We start from the raw sequence: 18,291 nt of genomic DNA, 5'->3' as shown, positions 1-18,291 counted from the left end.
CACCTCCGTACAGCCCTAAAAATATCACGTCTACCTGTGCACGTCTAATTCATTATAATCGGATATGACAACATCGGCATCTGTTAGATGTGATGTGTCCCCTTCATCCGTCAACAACCCTACGGCCAGGGCCGCACCTGCTTGTTTGGCCATCTGCATATCCCCATTGCTGTCACCGATGACAACCGTTTCTTCCGGCTTCACTCCGAGGAGACCGCATGCCGTTTCGGTCATCTCCGGATGCGGCTTACCGTTTCCAACCTGATCTCTTCCTATAATGACGGTAAAATAAGAGCGCAGCCCCATCCACTCCAGCTGTTCCAGTGCACCCGAGGTCTGATCGGACGTGACCACTGCCATTTTCACAGAGGCCAAACTGCATTTCCTCAGAAAATCCTCCAGCCCCGGCATCGGAAATGCCGGTTTTCGCTGACGAACTTCATACATCGCATTTTTCGTGATCTGATTGACCTGCACAATGGCTTCGTTCCAAGGCATTCCCGCTGCGTACAGTTGCCATGCCAGCAGCCCCGTCGTCTCTTCCACGGTCCCCATGGCGAGCGGCCCCCTGACATCGTAACCGGACACGCGCCCGCTTTCATCATGCTTTGTGCCCAGCACCTTCTCTGTGGGCAGCGTGAAGCCGGCTCCCATCAGCCCCAGCCGCTCCTCCATGTACTTGAGGACATACTCGGCCCAGCCTCCCCACAGCGCCATGAAATGGAGCAGCGTACCGTCTTTATCAAACAAGATCGCTTTGCAGGGAATGGGAATGGAGTGTCCCTTCACTTGAAAAAACGGCAATGTCATAAAACCTCCCTATCCTATTCATGATCATACTCTTATTAAACCATGAAATAAACTCTGATTTAAGCGGAATTGCCGCTTTCCTTCAGAAATTCATCCCAAACTGACATTTACCAATCTTTAGTCGATTGTTTTGATTCATGACAAATAAGTCGTGGTAAGTAACATATACGCATAGCAAATACGACGGTAAAGGAGTGATTTGTGATGGCACAAAACGGCAATCGCAAGATGACCCGCGAAGAAGCTGGACGTCTTGGCGGCGAAGCGACAGCAAAGAATCATAGCCGCGAGTTCTATAAGGAAATCGGCAAAAAGGGCGGCAAAGCGACGTCCAAAAACCACAGCCGCGAGTTTTACCAGGAAATCGGTCAGAAAGGCGGCGAAGCCACCTCGCGGAATCATGATCGTGAATTCTATCAGGAAATCGGCCGCAAAGGCGGCAAGAAATAATGATAAACACTCGAATGAGCAGCCTGCTCCCATTCATGGGACAGGCTCTTTTCATGCCGCAGCAACAGGCCTCCCTCCATTGTTTCCTAATTAATATCATGTAGAAAAACCTACCTTTTTGTGATAGACTCATTTAAAACCTATTCGCTGTTCACAGGTACCCGGCTGCTTTGCCGGAAGACCGCGCTAAAGCGCAACAATTTTATAATAGATCTGGGGGGAAATCGACATCATGGCAACCAAAAAAATGCGTTCAGACATGATCAAGAAAGGCTTTGACCGCGCACCGCACCGCAGCCTTCTGCGTGCAGCAGGCGTTAAGGAAGAGGATTTCGGCAAACCGTTTATCGCCGTATGTAACTCCTACATCGACATCGTTCCCGGTCATGTGCATCTGCAGGAATTCGGAAAAATCGTGAAAGAAGCGATTCGTGAAGCGGGCGGCGTTCCATTCGAATTCAACACCATTGGGGTTGATGACGGCATCGCCATGGGACATATCGGCATGCGTTACTCACTGCCAAGCCGCGAGATCATCGCGGACTCCTTGGAGACGGTCGTATCCGCTCACTGGTTCGACGGTATGGTCTGCATTCCGAACTGCGACAAAATCACGCCGGGCATGCTGATGGGCGCCCTTCGCGTTAACATCCCGACAGTTTTTGTCAGCGGCGGACCGATGAAGGCCGGCGTGGACAGCAAAGGACGCAAATTGTCCCTGACCTCTGTATTTGAAGGAGTCGGCGCTCACCAGGTTGGTAAAATCAATGATGCTGAGCTGCTGGAATTGGAACAATTTGGATGTCCTACTTGCGGATCCTGTTCGGGCATGTTCACGGCCAATTCCATGAACTGCCTTGCCGAGGCGCTGGGTCTGGCTCTGCCGGGTAACGGTACAATCCTTGCCATCGCTGAAGAGCGTAAGGAATTCGTAAAACAATCAGCTAAACAATTGATGGAACTTGTGAAAATGGACCTCAAGCCGCGTGATATCGTAACGGTTGAAGCGATTGACAACGCGTTTGCACTGGATATGGCCATGGGCGGTTCCACCAATACGGTGCTGCATACGTTGGCACTTGCTCATGAAGCTGGTCTCGACTATCCGCTTGAGCGTATCAATGAAGTTGCCGACCGTGTTCCTCACATCTCCAAACTCGCCCCAGCTTCGGATTATTTTATCGAGGATGTACACTTGGCAGGCGGTGTTAGTGCGGTCCTGCACGAGCTCCTCAAGAAACCGGGTGCATTGCATGGAGATCGTATCACCGTAACCGGCAAGACGCTGGCGGAGAACGTGGAAGGCTGTGAAATCCAGGACACCAACGTTATCCATCCGATTGACAGTCCTTATTCCGAGCGCGGCGGACTCGCTGTCCTGTACGGCAACCTGGCTCCTGAAGGTTCCATCATCAAGGTCGGCGCTGTTGATGCGTCGGTTGGCGGGTATCACAAGGGGCCTGCCATCTGCTTCAACTCCCAGGATGAGGCGCTTAGTGGCATTGCCAACGGCAAAGTCAAGGAAGGTCATGTGGTTGTCATTCGTTATGAAGGTCCTAAAGGCGGGCCGGGTATGCCGGAAATGCTGGCACCAACCTCGCAAATCGCCGGTATGGGTCTTGGAGCCAAAGTCGGCCTGATCACGGACGGACGCTTCTCCGGTGCTTCCCGTGGTATCAGTATCGGTCATATCTCGCCGGAAGCTGCCGAAGGCGGACCTATCGCATTCGTTGAAGATGGCGATATCATTGAGCTTGATCTGATCAACCGCACGATTCAATTGCTAGGCGTCAGCGATGAAGAAATGGCGATTCGCCGCAGCAAATGGGTCGATTTCGAGCCAAAAGTTAAAACCGGTTACCTCGCCCGCTATTCGAAGCTTGTAACGAATGCAAGCTCAGGCGGCGTATTGAAAATCTAATTACAGCATAGCAGAGGGGGTTATTCCTCGCAGGCATTGAACAGCCTGCGGGAATAACCCCCTTTTTTATATCCATGAACATTCAATGTAATGATCAATCATGATAGCAGCAAAAAGTCCGATCTATCTACTTACATTCCTTGCGATGCGCTGGCAACTGCCAAATCCCCCATCTGTTCCTGCTGCAATTGCTTCGGCTCCTCCTTTGGAGGCTGAACCTGTGTCTTCTTCTCAGCATAACGTTCGATCAGAACGTCCACTGGCATCATGAGCATTTTCGGCTCCATCATCTGGCTTCCTTCCTTCAGGCGGGCCTGACCTTTGGGATGAATAACACTGAGCAGCAGTTTAAGATACAGTCTGGTCGAACTTGCGAACAGCCCCCGCGGTAAATCCATGACATGAAATCCGAACTGCTCTGGTCCCCGTGAAATCATGGTAACGGCATACAAGCCTTTGACATCTTTGAATTCGGGCCGCTCCAGCACCATATTGGCGAGGGAAGGCAGATCGTTCTGCACGGCGCGAATCATTTTAATCGCAAGCTGCACCTCCGAACGGGAGCGGCTGCCAATCTCGAACAATTTTTTGTTGTCAAAATGAAGCTCAAGGACCTCGTCTCCCTTTTCCAGGCGGCTTCCATCCTCCATCACGACGGTTTTCCCGGCAAACGGCCGTTTACGGAAATGGAGCATCGGGTCTGAAGGAGAGACCGTTTCGAGTGCAAACACGGCATGAAAGACTTTTTCCCACAAAAGCCACAATGAAACCATCACGCGCTTCAGAGGAGACAGCTTCCTCGCTTTCGCTTTGCTCTCCTTAGCCATCATATCGTCGATTCGGATACTTCTCATCCCCTTCTGCTCTGCGGCATTCAGTACACGCTCCAATGCGATGAGCATCTGCTCCGGTGCGTCCGGGTTTGCTCCCATGGTCGTCCCGCAGTCATGAAGCAGCATCACCTCGCCGCCGCGAAGCTTGGCTAGCATTCGCTGAGTCAGTTTGTCAGCGCCGATCTTACTGCGCCAGTCATTAAACATGGATGACCACAAGATGATGCGACAACCGGTATTCTTGGCAAAATCGAACAGATTCACAATTCCCCAAGGCGGTCGGTAATACCCAGAACGTTCACCGGTTATGGTGTAGATAATATCATCCGTTCGCTTTACTTGCTTACGAACCGTCACAGGTCTCATCAGCCAGTTGCTCTTGTGAACATAGTTATGGATCCCGATCAGATGGCCTTCGCGATGAATGCGTTTTACAACTTCTGGATGTTTCTCTGCATGGGAACCAACCAGAAAAAAGGTCGCTTTCATATCATACTGCTTCAGAAGATCCAGAAGCCTTGGCGTATAGAGAGGATCAGGCCCATCATCAAAGGTTAAGGCGAACTCGTTTGTGCCTGTGCCCCTGCGAAATACTCGGAAACCAAATATTCGGGTCAGGATGCCGGGAATAAATGCATAAAAAGATGAAAGGTAAAACAACCATAGCAGTAATGTTTGCATGCTAACTCCCCGCTTTTTCTTTCTTTTTCTAATTAACACACTATTATTATTTTAGCATAGCACTTAAAGAAATAGGCTTTTTTTTCACAAATCGTGTACAATGATATCAATTAATAAAGTATAAAGGAGCCGATATTCCACTATGCTTCCCTTGTATAAAAAATATTGGAGAACCGCTTTCGATATTGGATTAATCGTACTTACGGTTTACCTGGTCATGTACATATTCAGCAAGCTTTACCAGATTGCGGCTCCCGTGTTTTTATCTTTCCTCGTTTTCCTGATTATTGAGCCTTTATCCAAATTCCTGCACCGCAGGGGTCTTCCGAAGCCGTTTGCCGCCGCGATATCCGTTCTGCTCTTCCTGCTGATTATCCTCGGCATCTTGTTCGGAGCAGGGGCACTCATTGTATCGCAGTTCATGAACCTGCAGGAGAATTTGCCGGCTTACACCGCAACGATTCAAAAACATTTCTCCGAGGGTCTGATCTTCCTGCAAAGCAAGCTCGAGGCACTGCCGCCTGATCTGACAGAACGGGTTAACGGCTATTTTCAAGACATTACCGCTTTTGCTCAAGGGGCTGCCGAGTCGTTCTTTCATTATATCGTTGGTTTCATGGGTTCATTCTCCTCGTTCATCACCAGCTTCGGGGTAGCGATCATTCTCGCCTTTTTCCTGAGCATTGAGATTGGCAGCTGGCGGAGAATCGCAAAAGAAAAAACGCCCAAAACCTTCAAGATGGCCTTTGTCTTTCTGAAGGAAAATGTATTTAAGGCGATCGGTTCTTATTTAAAAGCTCAGATGAAGCTGGTCAGCATTACGTTTGTTATTGTATACATAGGGCTGTTGATATTAGGTACAGGCAACTCGCTGTCCATTGCGCTTATCTGTGCTGTATTCGATGTATTGCCGCTGCTGGGTGTTCCCGTTATTCTTATTCCGTGGATTGTTTATTTGTTTATTGTCGGCAATACAGGGCTTGCCATTGGACTAATCGTTCTGCTGGCGGTTGTCATGATCTCCAGACAGCTGCTTGAACCGAAGATTACAGGCAATTCAATTGGCGTATCATCTGCATTTTTGATGTTGTCCTTCATGATGATTTCGCTGTCCATATTTGGAGTTGCCGGTTTGATTCTGGCTCCGATCCTGCTGATTCTCATTAAGGAATTGCTTACACAAGGATACCTGCAGCAATGGATTCATCTGCCGAGAGAAGAATTCGATGTGTCTCCTTGGGACATGTCCCGCTCTTATGCGGAGCCCGAGCCCGAGGGCGATTCAACCGAAGCCAAGAAGTCAGAAACCTGACCGAATATCTCCGCCGCCTGATTGCTGCTGCTTGGACTCCGATTCTCCACCAACACAGCCACAGCGTATCGTGGCTTCTCCACGGGGCCGTAACCGATAAACCACTGGTTGTTTCGGGGACGGCCCTTTACGGTTACCTGAGCCGTTCCAGATTTCCCTGCAAGTGTCCATTTCCGGTTTTTCAAAGAACTGCCTGTCCCCTCTTGAACCACATCCTCCATCCATTCCAGCAGAATGGATGAGGTTTCCCGGGAAATACCTTGTGCTGACTTACGCTCCTTAAGCGGATGGGTATCCTGAAGCAATTGGCCATTAGCGTACCGAATCTGTTGTAGAATACGAGGTTTGGTCTTTACACCGCCGTGAAGCAGAGTCACAATCGCATTTGCCGCCTGCAGCGGGGACACGGCCGCATCCCTTTGCCCTATGCTAGTCTGTACCCTAACCCCTGCATCAGAAGCATCCACGGAGTCCGAGAATACCGTCCCCTTCTCCTCATGGTCCAATGGAACAAAAGAACGAAGACCTAAGAATTCCTGTGATCTCCAGCCCACAGTTTGCCCAAAACCAAGCGCCGATGCCGCATCCGCTATTTGCTGTGCGGATAATCTTTCCGCAAGGGTAGCGAAGACGACATTACATGATTCGGCAAAACCCTCGCGAAGCCCAATCGTTCCATGTCCTCCCTCTTTCCAGCAGGAAAGTCCGAACTTGCCGTATTCGCCGTCACAATGGAAGTGCTCTTCAGGGGAGCTTAAATCATGCTCAAGAATTGCAGATGCCGTGACAATTTTGAAAATGGAGCCAGGAGTTGCCGCTTTCAAGGCACGATTTTCCCACTGCCCGTCCTTTGGGTGAATCTGCTCCGGATTATAGAACGGCCTTGAGACCATAGAAACAATATCGGCATTGTGCGCATCCAGTACAACAACGGCCCCTTCCTTCATGCCCACTTTCTCCGTTATAGCTTCGATCCCTTTTTGAATATCAATATCAATCGTTGTGGATACCCTCAAGGGATAGTACGGATTATCCGGCGCCTTTACCATCGGCTTGATATCCTGTATCACCTCATTGGTACTGTTGACTGGAAAATAAACGATGGTAGGACCTTCTCCCCGTATCAGTGAATCCATCGTTTTCTCCAAACCGCTCGTTCCCGTAACCTCCGGATAATCACGAAAGAACAGATTCTCCTTCCGCTGGCCGGATACAAAACCAAGCCACTGCATGCCCGATTGGCGATTGCCATAGCGCTGCTCATAAGGAAGAACCTTGAGTTTGGGAAGTTCAAGCTCTTGGATCTGCTGGATCTGAGCTTTGGTTAGGGTACGAGGAATGACCGTATTCTCTCCATGCCACAACTTCGGCTCCTTTAGCTTGCCCCATGTCTGTACCAAACGATCCTTATTTGTCCCCAGGATGCGGGCCAGCTGAACTAACTGATTATGGGAGTCCTTCAGCTCTTTCTCGCTTACCGGGAACAACACCGCTGTCCAAACCAGCTTACCCGTGAGCGGCTTTCCGTTCCGGTCTGTAAATTGACCGCGGCCAGAATCCAGCACAATGCCCCGTTCTCGCTGTATGAGGGAGGCCTCAACCATCGTATGCCGACTGCCGGGGACCCGCTGATGTTTCATCACGAGCTGCACCCATGCGAGTCTTAGGGTCAAAATGGCGATAAGCATCGTCAATATCAGCCATCCGTATGTAATTCGCTTGTTTCGGATCAGCCTCATGTCCTGCTCCTCCAATTAGTTCTTTATTATTCCATTATTTCCATGTGGAACCTGAATCAATCACATTGAACTGATAGGGGAGGATTATCAGAAGATAATGAGTGAGCCGGGTAGACAAAAAAGACTGCTCCATCAGTCTTAACTGATGGAGCAGTCTATGAATGGAATATTACAGTCTAAAGCGAGACAAGGTCTCTTTAAGCTCATTCGATACATTTTCCAGCTGTGATGACAGATTAACCAACTGACTGCTAACACTTTGCTGCTCCGTTGAGAGAGAAGCTACCTCTTCGGAAGTCGCCGAGGATTCCTCGGCAACCGCACTGACGTTGCTCATCGCTTCAGAGAGCACATTCTGGGATTCGTTCAGCTCATCAATGGAATGCGTTACAGAATCCAAACGTTCGATAAAGTCTACCATCTGCTGCTGGACGGATACGAAGATGTCATTCGTTTCCTTCACGGCATCCATCTGGCCTTTGAACAACGGATTTGCATCCAGCAGTACCTGAACGGTTTCGTTCATTTCGGTCATGATACGGTCTGTGATCTGGCTAACCATATCTATGGATTGCCTGGACTGGTCTGCCAACTGGCGGATTTCATCGGCGACAACCATAAACCCTTTGCCCGCTGCTCCTGCACGGGCCGCTTCAATCGTTGCATTCAAGGAAAGGATGTTCGTTTGCTTCGTGATGTTCTGTAGTACATCCAGCACTTTGACAACCGAAGAAGTCGTTTCCTTCAAGCCATCCACCTTGTGCATCATGGAACGTGTCATATCCTCGGTCTGGTGTGTCTTGTCGAGCAAGTCGCTCAGATGCTTCGTACCCAGCTCACTGGAGCTTTCCACATGACGGGCCGATTTGCCCATCTCTTCGTTAGCCGTAACAACAATTTGCATCTGCTTCGAGATGTTGTTGGTCAGATCGCTGCCGCGCTCGGCTTCAACTGCCAAGCTGCTGGCTCCGTTCGCAATCTCCTCGGTGGCAACGGCAATTTCTTTTGCAGAGATGGCCGTTTTCTTCGAGGCATCACTTAACTCTGCAGCCGTCTTGAGTACTTCCTGAGCCGTATTGCTTGTTTGCTGCACGAGGCCGGTAATCTGCTCCATCATATCGTTAAAACTTGCAGAGAGCTGACCGATTTCATCCTGGCTCTTATGGTCTGTGCGAACATTCAGATTACCTTTTGCGCCTTCCTTCATCAGGAGGTTGAGCTTGCCTAATGGACGGGCAATCATTCTCACCATCCAAATACCGATCAGTATGGCGAATATAACGTCAACGGCTGCCACTATCAGCGTTATTGTCAAAATGCTCGTTGCATCCTTCGTCAGTTCACTGGTTTGAACCGATCCCACAAGCTTCCAATCATTGGTGCTCAGCGTATTATAAACGGCCAATACCTGCTTGCCGTTCTCATCCTTGGTTCTTACGTTATCCGTCTTCATTTCTTTCTTGAATTCCTTTGTAAATGCCCAAGCTGTCTCTGAGCCCACGATCGAACTCTCACTGGAGGATACAATCGTGCCCTCTGGGCTGATCAACTGCAGCTGGCCGTTTTCACCCAGGTCAATCCCCTTCAGCTGCGTATCCAGTACGGACGCGTTAAGTTCAAACATAACAACGTACGTAGAAGTCAGATCATTCATCGATCCAAGAGAGCGCGCAATCGTAAAGTACGGAGCTCCGCTGTTCTGAGTGGTTGGCAGCCACACAATCTTTTTGTCGCCATCCTTCAGCTCTGTATACCAGCTTTGTTCAAGCACGGTTTTGGAGGTCTCCGAGGTTTGACCCGCCGAGATCATCTTCTCGCCTTTGTTAGGGATCAGATAAATAGCCCTTATGGACGAATCTGACGTGATTTGGTTAGATAGTTTATCCCGAATGCTGCGTTCTACGGTAAACGAATCATAATCACTCAAATTTTTATCCGAGTACTCTGACAACAGCTTCTGCAGTTCAATATCATAGAAAATTTGCCGTCCAGCGTTCTCGTACTTATCCAAGATGATGTCGATTTTCTCAGAAGTTTGAATGATCGTCTGCTGATTGCCGTTTGCAGCATTCTTCTCAATGGTGCTCTTCGCTTTACTGTAAGAGAGATAACCCAACACGATAACAAAAAATACGATCGCTGACAAAAAGATTAAAAACAACCGGATCCCTACGGATTTTGCCGGGTTCACAGGCATTCGGCTGATGGCCGTTCCCATGTTTGAAATGAACGACTTTGCATTATGTATTCCCGTTGATGCCGAAGGTGCTTTCTTTTTCTCTTTGTTTCCCCCGAGCTTCTTGTCTCTTTTCGGCTTCTTATCATGCTGTTCGACTTCTGACATTAGCTGTTCACCTACCACAATCATAATATTAATACGCCGGCTAATCTCTTGAACGTATTCGTTACTTTTTATTTCGACAATTGGAGGTGTTTTCCTTTGGGTTTTCGCAAAAAAATAATCCATTACTCCTAATTTTTTTGAAAATAAAAAGAATCCAAGGTCCATCCACGGACCCGGATTCTCATGTGTGTAGTTATATAGAACTATATCTTTTTTACCCTTTGCGCTTTCGCATCATATCAAAGTTACGCACCGGCTGATCCACTTGCAAGCGAATAAGCTGTAAGGGATGCCGTGCCGCGTTCAGCTCATTTCCATCCTCATCCTGAATAGGGCCAACTACCTGCTTGAAGAAGGTACCTTCTGGGCCAAAAAACTCAATTTCGTCACCAGGCTTAAAATGGTTTCGCTGCTGTATTACAGCTGTACCTGAGTGCTTGTCATACGCCATAACCAATCCGGCAAAATCATAAGGCACGGCCTTCTCTTCCGGTTCATAGATATGGTCCTCATGATCCGGGGTATCATAGAAGAATCCGGTATTCAGCGGTCGATTGGCCGCTTTGTTGATTTCCTCGATCCATTCCGGCTTCAGCACGTAATGTTCAGGGTCTGCCATATAGGAATCAATCGCCTGTCTGTACACATTAACAACCGTAGCTACGTAATGAATGGATTTCATCCGGCCCTCAATCTTGAAGCTGTCAATGCCGACCTCAATCAGGTCCGGAATATGCTCCAGCATGCAAAGATCCTTCGACCCCATGGTAAATTGGTTGTCCTCCGGTTGAAACAACGGAATCTGTGTAACGCCCGGTTTGAATGGAGACGGCCTCGATGCCCGCTGTTCCATCATCTGCACCTCTTCGGATACCCAGTTGCCGTTATCTTCTCTTCCATCCTCAAACAAATCGTATTTCCAGCGGCAGGATTGGCAGCAGCCGCCCCGGTTGGAGTCACGATCCGTAAAATGATTTGACAACACACAGCGTCCGGAAAAGGAGGAACACATCGCACCATGAATAAAGGCTTCGATCTCAATATCAACATGCTCTTTAATCATTGCAATTTCTTCTATGCTCGTCTCGCGGCCCAGCACAACCCTTGGTAATCCTTCATCCTTCCAGAACTTCACGGCCTGCCAATTAAGCGTAGACTGTTGTGTGCTCAGATGAACCTCAAGTTTGGGCGCGGCACGCTTGGCAACCTCAATGATGGCCGGATCTGCGGCTATAATCGCTGCGATGCCCGCTTCCTCCAAGCTGCGCAGATAGGATTCAATCCCCTCTACGTCCTCATTATGCGCGTAGATATTGGTTGCCACGAATACTTTAGCACCGTATTTCTTGGCGAACTCCACGCCTTCCTTCATTTCCTCGAAGCTGAAATTGTCCGCGTTCGAACGAAGACCGTATTTCTGTCCTCCAATATAAACTGCATCGGCGCCGTAGTGCACCGCAAATTTCAACTTTTCCAAATTACCAGCCGGGGCGAGCAGTTCTGGCTTGTCCAGGCGATAGCGTTTGCCCTTGTATTTTGGCTGTGCCATTGCTTCCATGCTGTACACTCCTTAATAAACTTGTTCCTTATAGAAAAATCCAAACGATAACTCTCGCTCCGGATCCTGAATGGCACGAATTTCATCCATCCAATCCTCCTGAAATGCATAGGAAGAAGGGTCCGCAGTATATAAATCAATCGCCTTGCGGTAAATGCTTATCACAAGCTTATTATATTGGCGCGGCTTCAGCAGCGTCTCCACCTTAAAGCTGTCAAGACCGGCTGCCATCAACAGATGCAGATCCTCGAGGATACAAATATCCTCCGAACTCATAATATGAGTTCCGTTGACGTCTTCGTAAATGGGATATTTCTCGTCTTGGCGCTCAGCCTCAATGAGAAACAGTCCCCGTTCCTTGTCCAGACTGCCTTCATTTACGGGTCTACCTTGCTGCGACATATAACTGTTCACCAGACGCCGCTTGGAATGGTAGATATTGGTCATGCCATGGACCTGAACCTGTGCTTCCACTTGAAGCAGCGGCTTCATGTCCGTTACTTCATCCATATTTAATTCACGCGCAAGAATGACCCGGGATGCGCCTTTGCTCCCCCAGTAATTGGACGTTGAGTAGTTTGTGGCCGTCATTTCCGCATTCCAGTGCAGTTTAATCTGAGGAGCTAGCTCCTTCACCGCAGTAAGTACGGACGGATCGTTAAACTCCACCGCATCCACGCCGATTTCACCCAGTGCCTTGACATAAGCAGGAAGCTCAGGCAGCAAATCATTGGTCATCAGGTTATTTAAGCTTACATACACTTTACTTCCCCGTCCATGCGCATGCTGGACTACTTGACGAATGTCGTTCAAGGTCAGACTGCCGGGCAGACGCATGCCAAAACGATCTTCACCAACCAGCAAAGCATCCGCTCCCGCTTCCAGGTAAGCAGCAGCATCTTCCAAGGAACCAGCAGCCGCCAATAATTCAGGTTTGATACTCATGAAATATTTCCTCCCTATTCGGGGTTGTTCAAAAAGGATCCTGTCTATTGAATCCGGATCTTTTGATCAAGTCATATTATGGTTGTGCCATTTTCTTACTCTTCTCAATGTTTTTCAAATGCTCTTTATACGTTTTAGCAAACAAATGCTCTTGCGTACCGTCTTTCTTGGTTACGTAGAACAAATAGTCTGATTTCTCCGGATTCAGAGCGGCCTGAATGGACTCCAAACTCGGGCTCGAGATTGGACCGGGCGGCAGCCCCTTTTGTCGGTAGGTGTTATACGGGCTTTCAACCTCCAGATCAGCATAAAGCAACCGTTCCTTCGGTTTATCTAACAGGTATTGAACAGTCGCATCAATCTCAAGCCGCATATCTTCTTCCAGCCTGTTATAGATAACGCCGGCTACAAGAGCTCGCTCCTGCTCTGCAACCACTTCCCGCTCAACCAGTGAAGCAATGGTCATGAGCTCATGGAACGTCACGCCGCGTGCCTCCAGTTGGCTCTGCAAATCAGGAATTTCCGCAAGACGTTTCTCGGTTTCCTTGAGCATGGTCTCCACAATGCCTTTAGCTGTTAGATCCTTCTTCGGCACATCGTAGGTTGCAGGAAACAAATAGCCCTCCAGATGGTGCCTGAGATCCGTTCCTTCCGGGATCTCACCTACAATCGGTACGTCCCAACCGGTAGTCTGATCCACAGCATCCAGAAATTCCTTCTCATCGATTCCGCTCTCACGAGCGATGGTTTCTGCCATCTGGAGAATGGTGTAACCCTCAGGAATGGTGAACCGGACCATTTCCTCCGCCTTCACTTCACCGTTGCTCATCTTGGACAGCAGCTCCTTGAAGGGGGTTCCCGGTGTAGCCTCATACGTGCCGGCCATAAGCCGGCTGCCTTCGTTCGTAATCTTCAGATAACCTTTAAGTATAAGGGCGTTCTTGATCAGACCCTTGTCCTCAAGCAGATCGGCAATGGATGATGTGCTCATTCCGGACTCCACCGTGAATTCAACCGGTGTTTCAGAGGTTGTAACAGGCTGTAAACCGTTCCAAATGTAGAACAAGCCTCCGCCGGCAATAAGGATCAGAACCAATACCGCAATAGCCAGTTTCTTCAATCTACTCATCCCTTCACACCAAAAGGGGCGGACAAGCTCCGCCCCTTCCTGAACTTTCATTTGAAAACGTAAGCACGTGCCTCTTACGAGAACAATTAATCCTCGTCTCCCTCGGGAAACGTCAGCTCATCGTACAGCTCCGATACGTTCTCCCATTCCTCGTCATCATCGATGGTTGAGAGTTCCAATCCGCCATCCGCATCCTTTACGATACGAAGCACCTCGTACTCCTCATCCGTACGGTCCGGCTGAACCAGAATGGCATATCCTTGGCCATCCACTTCAAATTCGGCGGCAATATCATATACCTCGATATGGCCTTTGTCGTCCTCAAGCTCCACACTCTCACCGAATGCTTCCTTAAGTACTTGGGTCCATACGATATTTTCAACCGAAAAATCAGTCATCATTCGTCTCTCCCGTCCAGCTCATCCACGAGCGTATTGAAGGTTTCCTCAACAATGGCCCATTCTTCATCGTCTTCAATCATAAACAATTTCAGATCTTCTCCATCTTCCTCATAACGGAAGGCGTAGACCTCGTCTGTTTCTTCGTCTGCGGACTCTCTTGGTACAACCATCATATATTTAGCATCCGAGCCATCAACCTCGAATTTCATGATGACTTCGAATTCTTCCTCGTTGCCTTCATCATCAGGAATATAAATAATTTCCGGTTCTTCTTCCATACCAATATGCTCATTAGCCATTGTTATCACCCTCACCTTTACCTTTTAGAATCCAAGTAGTTTTGCAAAATCAAGCTTGCCGCCATCTTATCTACAACCTGTTTTCGCTTCTTTCGGCTGACATCGGCTTCAAGCAATGTCCTTTCAGCGGATACTGTTGATAGCCGTTCATCCCAAAGGTGAACGGGCAAGGATAGGGACTCTCGCAATGTATTTGCGAATTCCATGCAGATTTCGCCCCGTGGACCAATCGTGCCATTCATATTTTTAGGCAAGCCGACTACAACCTCACCGACCTCGTTCTCTTTGACGAGTGTGGCAATCCTGACCAGCTCACCTTCATCACGGCGGCGTTCGATAACTTCAACCCCTTGGGCCGTCCATCCGAACACATCGCTTATGGCAACACCGATTCTGCGGTCCCCGTAATCTAATCCCATGATTTTCTTCATCCCTGTGTACTCCTAACGGTGACTGGCTAAATAGAACCGGACCAGTTCTTCAATCAATTCATCTCGCTCTTTCTTCCGGATCAAACTTCTGGCATTATTGTGCCGAGGTATATAAGCTGGATCCCCGGACAAAAGATACCCTACGATTTGGTTAATCGGATTGTACTCCTTCTCTACCAGCGAATCATATACCGAAAGTAGAATGTCCTGGGCGGAAGCCTCCTTCTCATCACCTTTTACATTGAACTTGACTGTCTTATCCATGGAGTCCATGTGTGACACACCTCGCTTCTTCAAAGAACATGATTTACCATGCTTCGTCGAATAAATATTTACCAGCTTGATCTAGTTATATCATAACATAACCCTAAGTCTCTACGGAAATCCAAAGCGAAATATTTAGGAAGTGTTCCAAAAAATTCAGGATTGTGTACAGCAAAAATATTGATTCCGGTTTGCTGTACACAATCTGGACAAGAAAGGTTATACGCCCTTGGCCACAAGTTCCTCTGCGTGCTGCAGCGCTTGGGCAAGCTTGGAAGCATCCTTGCCTCCGGCTTGCGCCATATCCGGACGGCCGCCACCACCACCGCCGCATACCGAAGCCACTTCCTTAACGAGCTTGCCTGCATGGTAGCCCTTTTTCACCAGATCCTGCGGAACAGCTACAACAAAATTCACCTTGTCATCTGCCTTGGAACCGAGTACCAGAATGGCATCCGGCAATTTGCCTTTCAATTCGTCGGCGATACCCCGAAGTCCGTCCATGCTGCCTGCCTGTACTTCCACAGCAAGCAGAGGCGTATTTCCAACCTGCTTCACTTTATCGGTCAATTGGCTGGCCTCAATGGCCCCCAGCTTGCCTTGCAGGGACTCGTTCTCGCGGGCAAGATCCTTCACTTGTTGATTCAGGCCCTCAATCCGCTTCGGCACATCCGTAAGATTGCTCTTCAGCAGGCCGGCGGCTTGTTTGAGCAGATCCAACTGTTCCTCCAGATGCTCGTAAGCATAGCGGCCCGTTACCGCCTCAATCCGGCGTACGCCCGATCCGATCCCGCTCTCGCCCAGCAGCTTAAAGATTCCGATCTGGGACGTATTCCCCACATGACATCCGCCGCACAGCTCGATGCTGTAATCGCCGACTTGAACCACTCGGACGATGTCGCCGTACTTCTCTCCGAACAAAGCCATGGCGCCCATTGCTTTCGCTTCGTCAATGCCCTTGCGTTCGATGACAACCGGGATGCTCTTCCATACCTGCTCATTAACCCGGCGCTCAATATCGCCAAGCTCCTCTTGCGTGATGCTGCCAAAATGGGAGAAGTCAAAACGCAGACGCTGCGGCTCAACCAGGGAACCTGCCTGGTTCACATGATCGCCCAACACTTCTTTTAACGCTTTGTGCAGAAGGTGAGTCGCCGTATGGTTCTTGACGATATCATTGCGCATGGAGGCATTCACCTGCGCTGTCACGGTATCGCCCACTTTAAGCTCGCCGAGTTCTACAGTTACAAAGTGTACATGCTGTCCATGAGGAGCCTTGAAGAGACCTTCGACTCGGGCACGGACAGATCCGCCCTCCAAAACACCCTGATCGCTCACCTGACCGCCGCTTTCGGCATAGAACGGCGTAGCATCCAGAATGACTTGACAGGTCTGGCCTTCGCTCACGCTGTCGGCAAAACTGTCATCGGACACGATGGCGAGTACTTTCGCCTCGCGAACGGTGTCATTATATCCAACAAATTCACTTTTAACCGTATAATCGGAAAGAACGCCACCTTGTATCTTCATGCTTTCCGTCTCATGACGGGCTGCACGCGCACGATCGCGCTGTTCCTTCATCGCGGCGTCAAAGCCTTCGCGGTCCACGGTCAAACCGTTCTCAGAAGCATAATCTTCCGTCAAATCAAACGGGAAGCCATAGGTATCATACAATTTGAATGCGTCGCTGCCGCTGATCACCGATTTTCCCTGCTTTTTGGCTTCAGCGCTGACCTCCGCCAAGATGCCGAGCCCATCCGAAAGCGTTTTGTGGAACTGTTCCTCTTCCGTCGCAACCACCTTCTCAATGAATGCGCGTTTCTCCACGACCTCCGGGTAGTACACTCCCATAATATCGCCCACGGTTTCAGTCAAGGTGTACATGAACGGTTTGTCCAGCCCCAGCACCTTGCCATAACGCACCGCACGACGGAGCAAACGGCGGATCACGTAACCGCGTCCTTCATTCGAAGGCAACACGCCATCACCTACGGCAAACACAACCGTGCGAATATGGTCGGCAATAACCTTCAGGGCCACATCATACTCAGGAGAATCATTATATTTCACGCCAGCCAGTTCCGCCGTTCTCTGAATAATAGGCTGGAACAAATCGGTGTCGAAGTTGGAGTCTACATTTTGCAGAATGGATGCAAAGCGCTCCAGACCGGCGCCCGTATCAATATTTTTGTTGGGAAGCGGCGTATAACTGCCGTCCTTGTTCAGGTTGAACTGGGTGAATACCAGGTTCCACACTTCAAGCCAGCGTTCATTCTCTCCGCCAGGAAACATCTCCGATTCCGGAGTGCCCTTGCCGTATTCTTCGCCACGGTCATAGAAAATTTCGGTACAAGGGCCGCAAGGACCTTCGCCAATCTCCCAAAAGTTATCCTGCAGCTTAATGATGCGGCTCTCCGGCAGACCTATTTTTTCATTCCACAATTTAAATGCTTCTTCGTCTTCGGGATAAACAGTGACAGAAAGCTTCTCGGGATCGAATCCGATCCACTTCTTGTCGGTCAAAAATTCCCAGGCCCACGTGATAACTTCTTCTTTAAAATAGTCTCCGATGGAGAAGTTGCCCAGCATTTCAAAAAACGTATGGTGACGGCGCGTCTTGCCGACATTCTCAATATCGTTGGTACGAATACATTTTTGCGAGTTTGCGATTCTCGGATTCTCAGGCTTCACGCGCCCGTCAAAGTAAGGCTTGAGCGGAGCCATACCTGCATTAATCCAGAGCAGGGACGGGTCATTATGCGGTACAAGCGATGCACTCGGTTCAATATTGTGGCCTTTCTCAGCAAAAAACTCCAGCCATTTGGAACGGATTTCACTAGCTTTCATCTCTACACATCCTCCAGTCGTAATATAGGGATCGGATTGTCTTGCATCCAAACACAAAAAACGCCCCTGAAATAATTCAGGGACGATGTTCTCGCGGTACCACCCTGGTTATCGCCCATTTCAGCTCCAGACTGTTCCCTGGAGAAGCACGTGACGATCGCCTTGTTGCAGCTTGATAACGGGGGCCAGCCGGTGAATTTGACTCACACTCAAAAATTAGCTGTTCAGCTTGGGACACTTCCAGGTTCTCGCAGCCAGACGGATGATTGCCCGTAAGGAACCTGTTCTCTGAGCAAGGTACTCTAAGCCTACTTGATTTTCTCATCG

14 protein-coding genes and 1 pseudogene are annotated in these 18,291 nt (G+C 49.2%); 3 read left to right on the top strand and 12 right to left on the bottom strand.

Going from position 1 to position 18,291, the window contains the following annotated elements; all coding sequences use genetic code 11:
• Positions 1-30: 30 nt before the first annotated feature.
• A complete protein-coding gene (locus tag PGL02S_RS22270) occupies positions 31-804 on the bottom strand; it encodes an HAD family hydrolase (RefSeq protein WP_036643041.1) in 774 nt (257 codons plus the stop codon).
• A gap of 210 nt (positions 805-1,014) precedes the next feature.
• Between PGL02S_RS22270 and PGL02S_RS22265 the strand changes: the two are divergent.
• Positions 1,015-1,254, top strand: a pseudogene (locus PGL02S_RS22265) (KGG domain-containing protein); the annotation flags it as partial.
• A gap of 238 nt (positions 1,255-1,492) precedes the next feature.
• Positions 1,493-3,181 (top strand): dihydroxy-acid dehydratase, encoded by a 1,689-nt coding sequence (ilvD, locus tag PGL02S_RS22260; RefSeq protein WP_036642989.1) that lies wholly within the window; start codon positions 1,493-1,495, stop codon positions 3,179-3,181.
• A 131-nt stretch (positions 3,182-3,312) separates the two neighbouring features.
• Here ilvD and PGL02S_RS22255 read toward each other — a convergent pair whose 3' ends face one another.
• Positions 3,313-4,695 (bottom strand): polysaccharide deacetylase family protein, encoded by a 1,383-nt coding sequence (locus PGL02S_RS22255; protein WP_036642987.1) that lies wholly within the window; start codon positions 4,693-4,695, stop codon positions 3,313-3,315.
• Positions 4,696-4,837: 142 nt separating this feature from the next.
• Between PGL02S_RS22255 and PGL02S_RS22250 the strand changes: the two genes are divergently transcribed.
• Positions 4,838-6,007, top strand: coding sequence for an AI-2E family transporter (locus PGL02S_RS22250; protein ID WP_006208878.1), 1,170 nt, complete (start codon positions 4,838-4,840; stop codon positions 6,005-6,007).
• Here the strand turns inward: PGL02S_RS22250 and PGL02S_RS22245 are convergent.
• The 10 genes from PGL02S_RS22245 to alaS all read right to left on the bottom strand — a co-directional run bounded on the left by PGL02S_RS22245 (position 5,950) and on the right by alaS (position 17,964).
• Complete coding sequence (locus PGL02S_RS22245; RefSeq protein WP_036642986.1) at positions 5,950-7,746, bottom strand: peptidoglycan D,D-transpeptidase FtsI family protein; 1,797 nt, start codon at positions 7,744-7,746, stop codon at positions 5,950-5,952. The two genes, PGL02S_RS22250 and PGL02S_RS22245, sit on opposite strands and share 58 nt — an antisense overlap.
• Before the next feature lie 169 nt (positions 7,747-7,915).
• Positions 7,916-10,090: a methyl-accepting chemotaxis protein gene (locus tag PGL02S_RS22240; RefSeq protein ID WP_036643039.1), complete on the bottom strand. Its 2,175-nt coding sequence runs from the start codon at positions 10,088-10,090 to the stop codon at positions 7,916-7,918.
• 214 nt (positions 10,091-10,304) lie between these two features.
• The gene (locus PGL02S_RS22235; protein WP_036642985.1) at positions 10,305-11,648 is read right to left on the bottom strand and encodes a peptidase U32 family protein; all 1,344 of its coding nucleotides are present in this window, start codon (positions 11,646-11,648) and stop codon (positions 10,305-10,307) included.
• Positions 11,649-11,660: 12 nt separating this feature from the next.
• Positions 11,661-12,593: a peptidase U32 family protein gene (locus PGL02S_RS22230; RefSeq protein ID WP_036642983.1), complete on the bottom strand. Its 933-nt coding sequence runs from the start codon at positions 12,591-12,593 to the stop codon at positions 11,661-11,663.
• A gap of 76 nt (positions 12,594-12,669) precedes the next feature.
• On the bottom strand, positions 12,670-13,713 hold the full coding sequence (gene mltG / locus PGL02S_RS22225; protein ID WP_006208873.1) for an endolytic transglycosylase MltG: 1,044 nt from the start codon (positions 13,711-13,713) through the stop codon (positions 12,670-12,672).
• 95 nt (positions 13,714-13,808) lie between these two features.
• The gene (locus PGL02S_RS22220; protein ID WP_006208872.1) at positions 13,809-14,120 is read right to left on the bottom strand and encodes a DUF1292 domain-containing protein; all 312 of its coding nucleotides are present in this window, start codon (positions 14,118-14,120) and stop codon (positions 13,809-13,811) included.
• Positions 14,120-14,422, bottom strand: coding sequence for a DUF1292 domain-containing protein (locus PGL02S_RS22215; RefSeq protein WP_006208871.1), 303 nt, complete (start codon positions 14,420-14,422; stop codon positions 14,120-14,122). The genes PGL02S_RS22220 and PGL02S_RS22215 overlap by 1 nt, the downstream gene beginning before the upstream one ends.
• 17 nt (positions 14,423-14,439) lie before the next feature.
• Complete coding sequence (gene ruvX, locus PGL02S_RS22210) at positions 14,440-14,853, bottom strand: Holliday junction resolvase RuvX (protein WP_006208870.1); 414 nt, start codon at positions 14,851-14,853, stop codon at positions 14,440-14,442.
• Between the two features lie 12 nt (positions 14,854-14,865).
• On the bottom strand, positions 14,866-15,126 hold the full coding sequence (locus tag PGL02S_RS22205; protein WP_006208869.1) for an IreB family regulatory phosphoprotein: 261 nt from the start codon (positions 15,124-15,126) through the stop codon (positions 14,866-14,868).
• A gap of 210 nt (positions 15,127-15,336) precedes the next feature.
• Positions 15,337-17,964 carry an alanine--tRNA ligase gene (alaS, locus tag PGL02S_RS22200; protein ID WP_036642980.1) on the bottom strand — a complete coding sequence of 876 codons (2,628 nt, stop codon included), beginning with the start codon at positions 17,962-17,964 and terminating at the stop codon, positions 15,337-15,339.
• Between the last annotated feature and the right edge of the window lie 327 nt (positions 17,965-18,291).

Origin of the sequence: Paenibacillus glucanolyticus NBRC 15330 (assembly GCF_004000885.1) — a bacterium.
Taxonomy (GTDB): Bacteria; Bacillota; Bacilli; order Paenibacillales; family Paenibacillaceae; genus Paenibacillus_AQ; species Paenibacillus_AQ glucanolyticus.
This window is presented reverse-complemented; position numbering and strand designations above follow the sequence as displayed.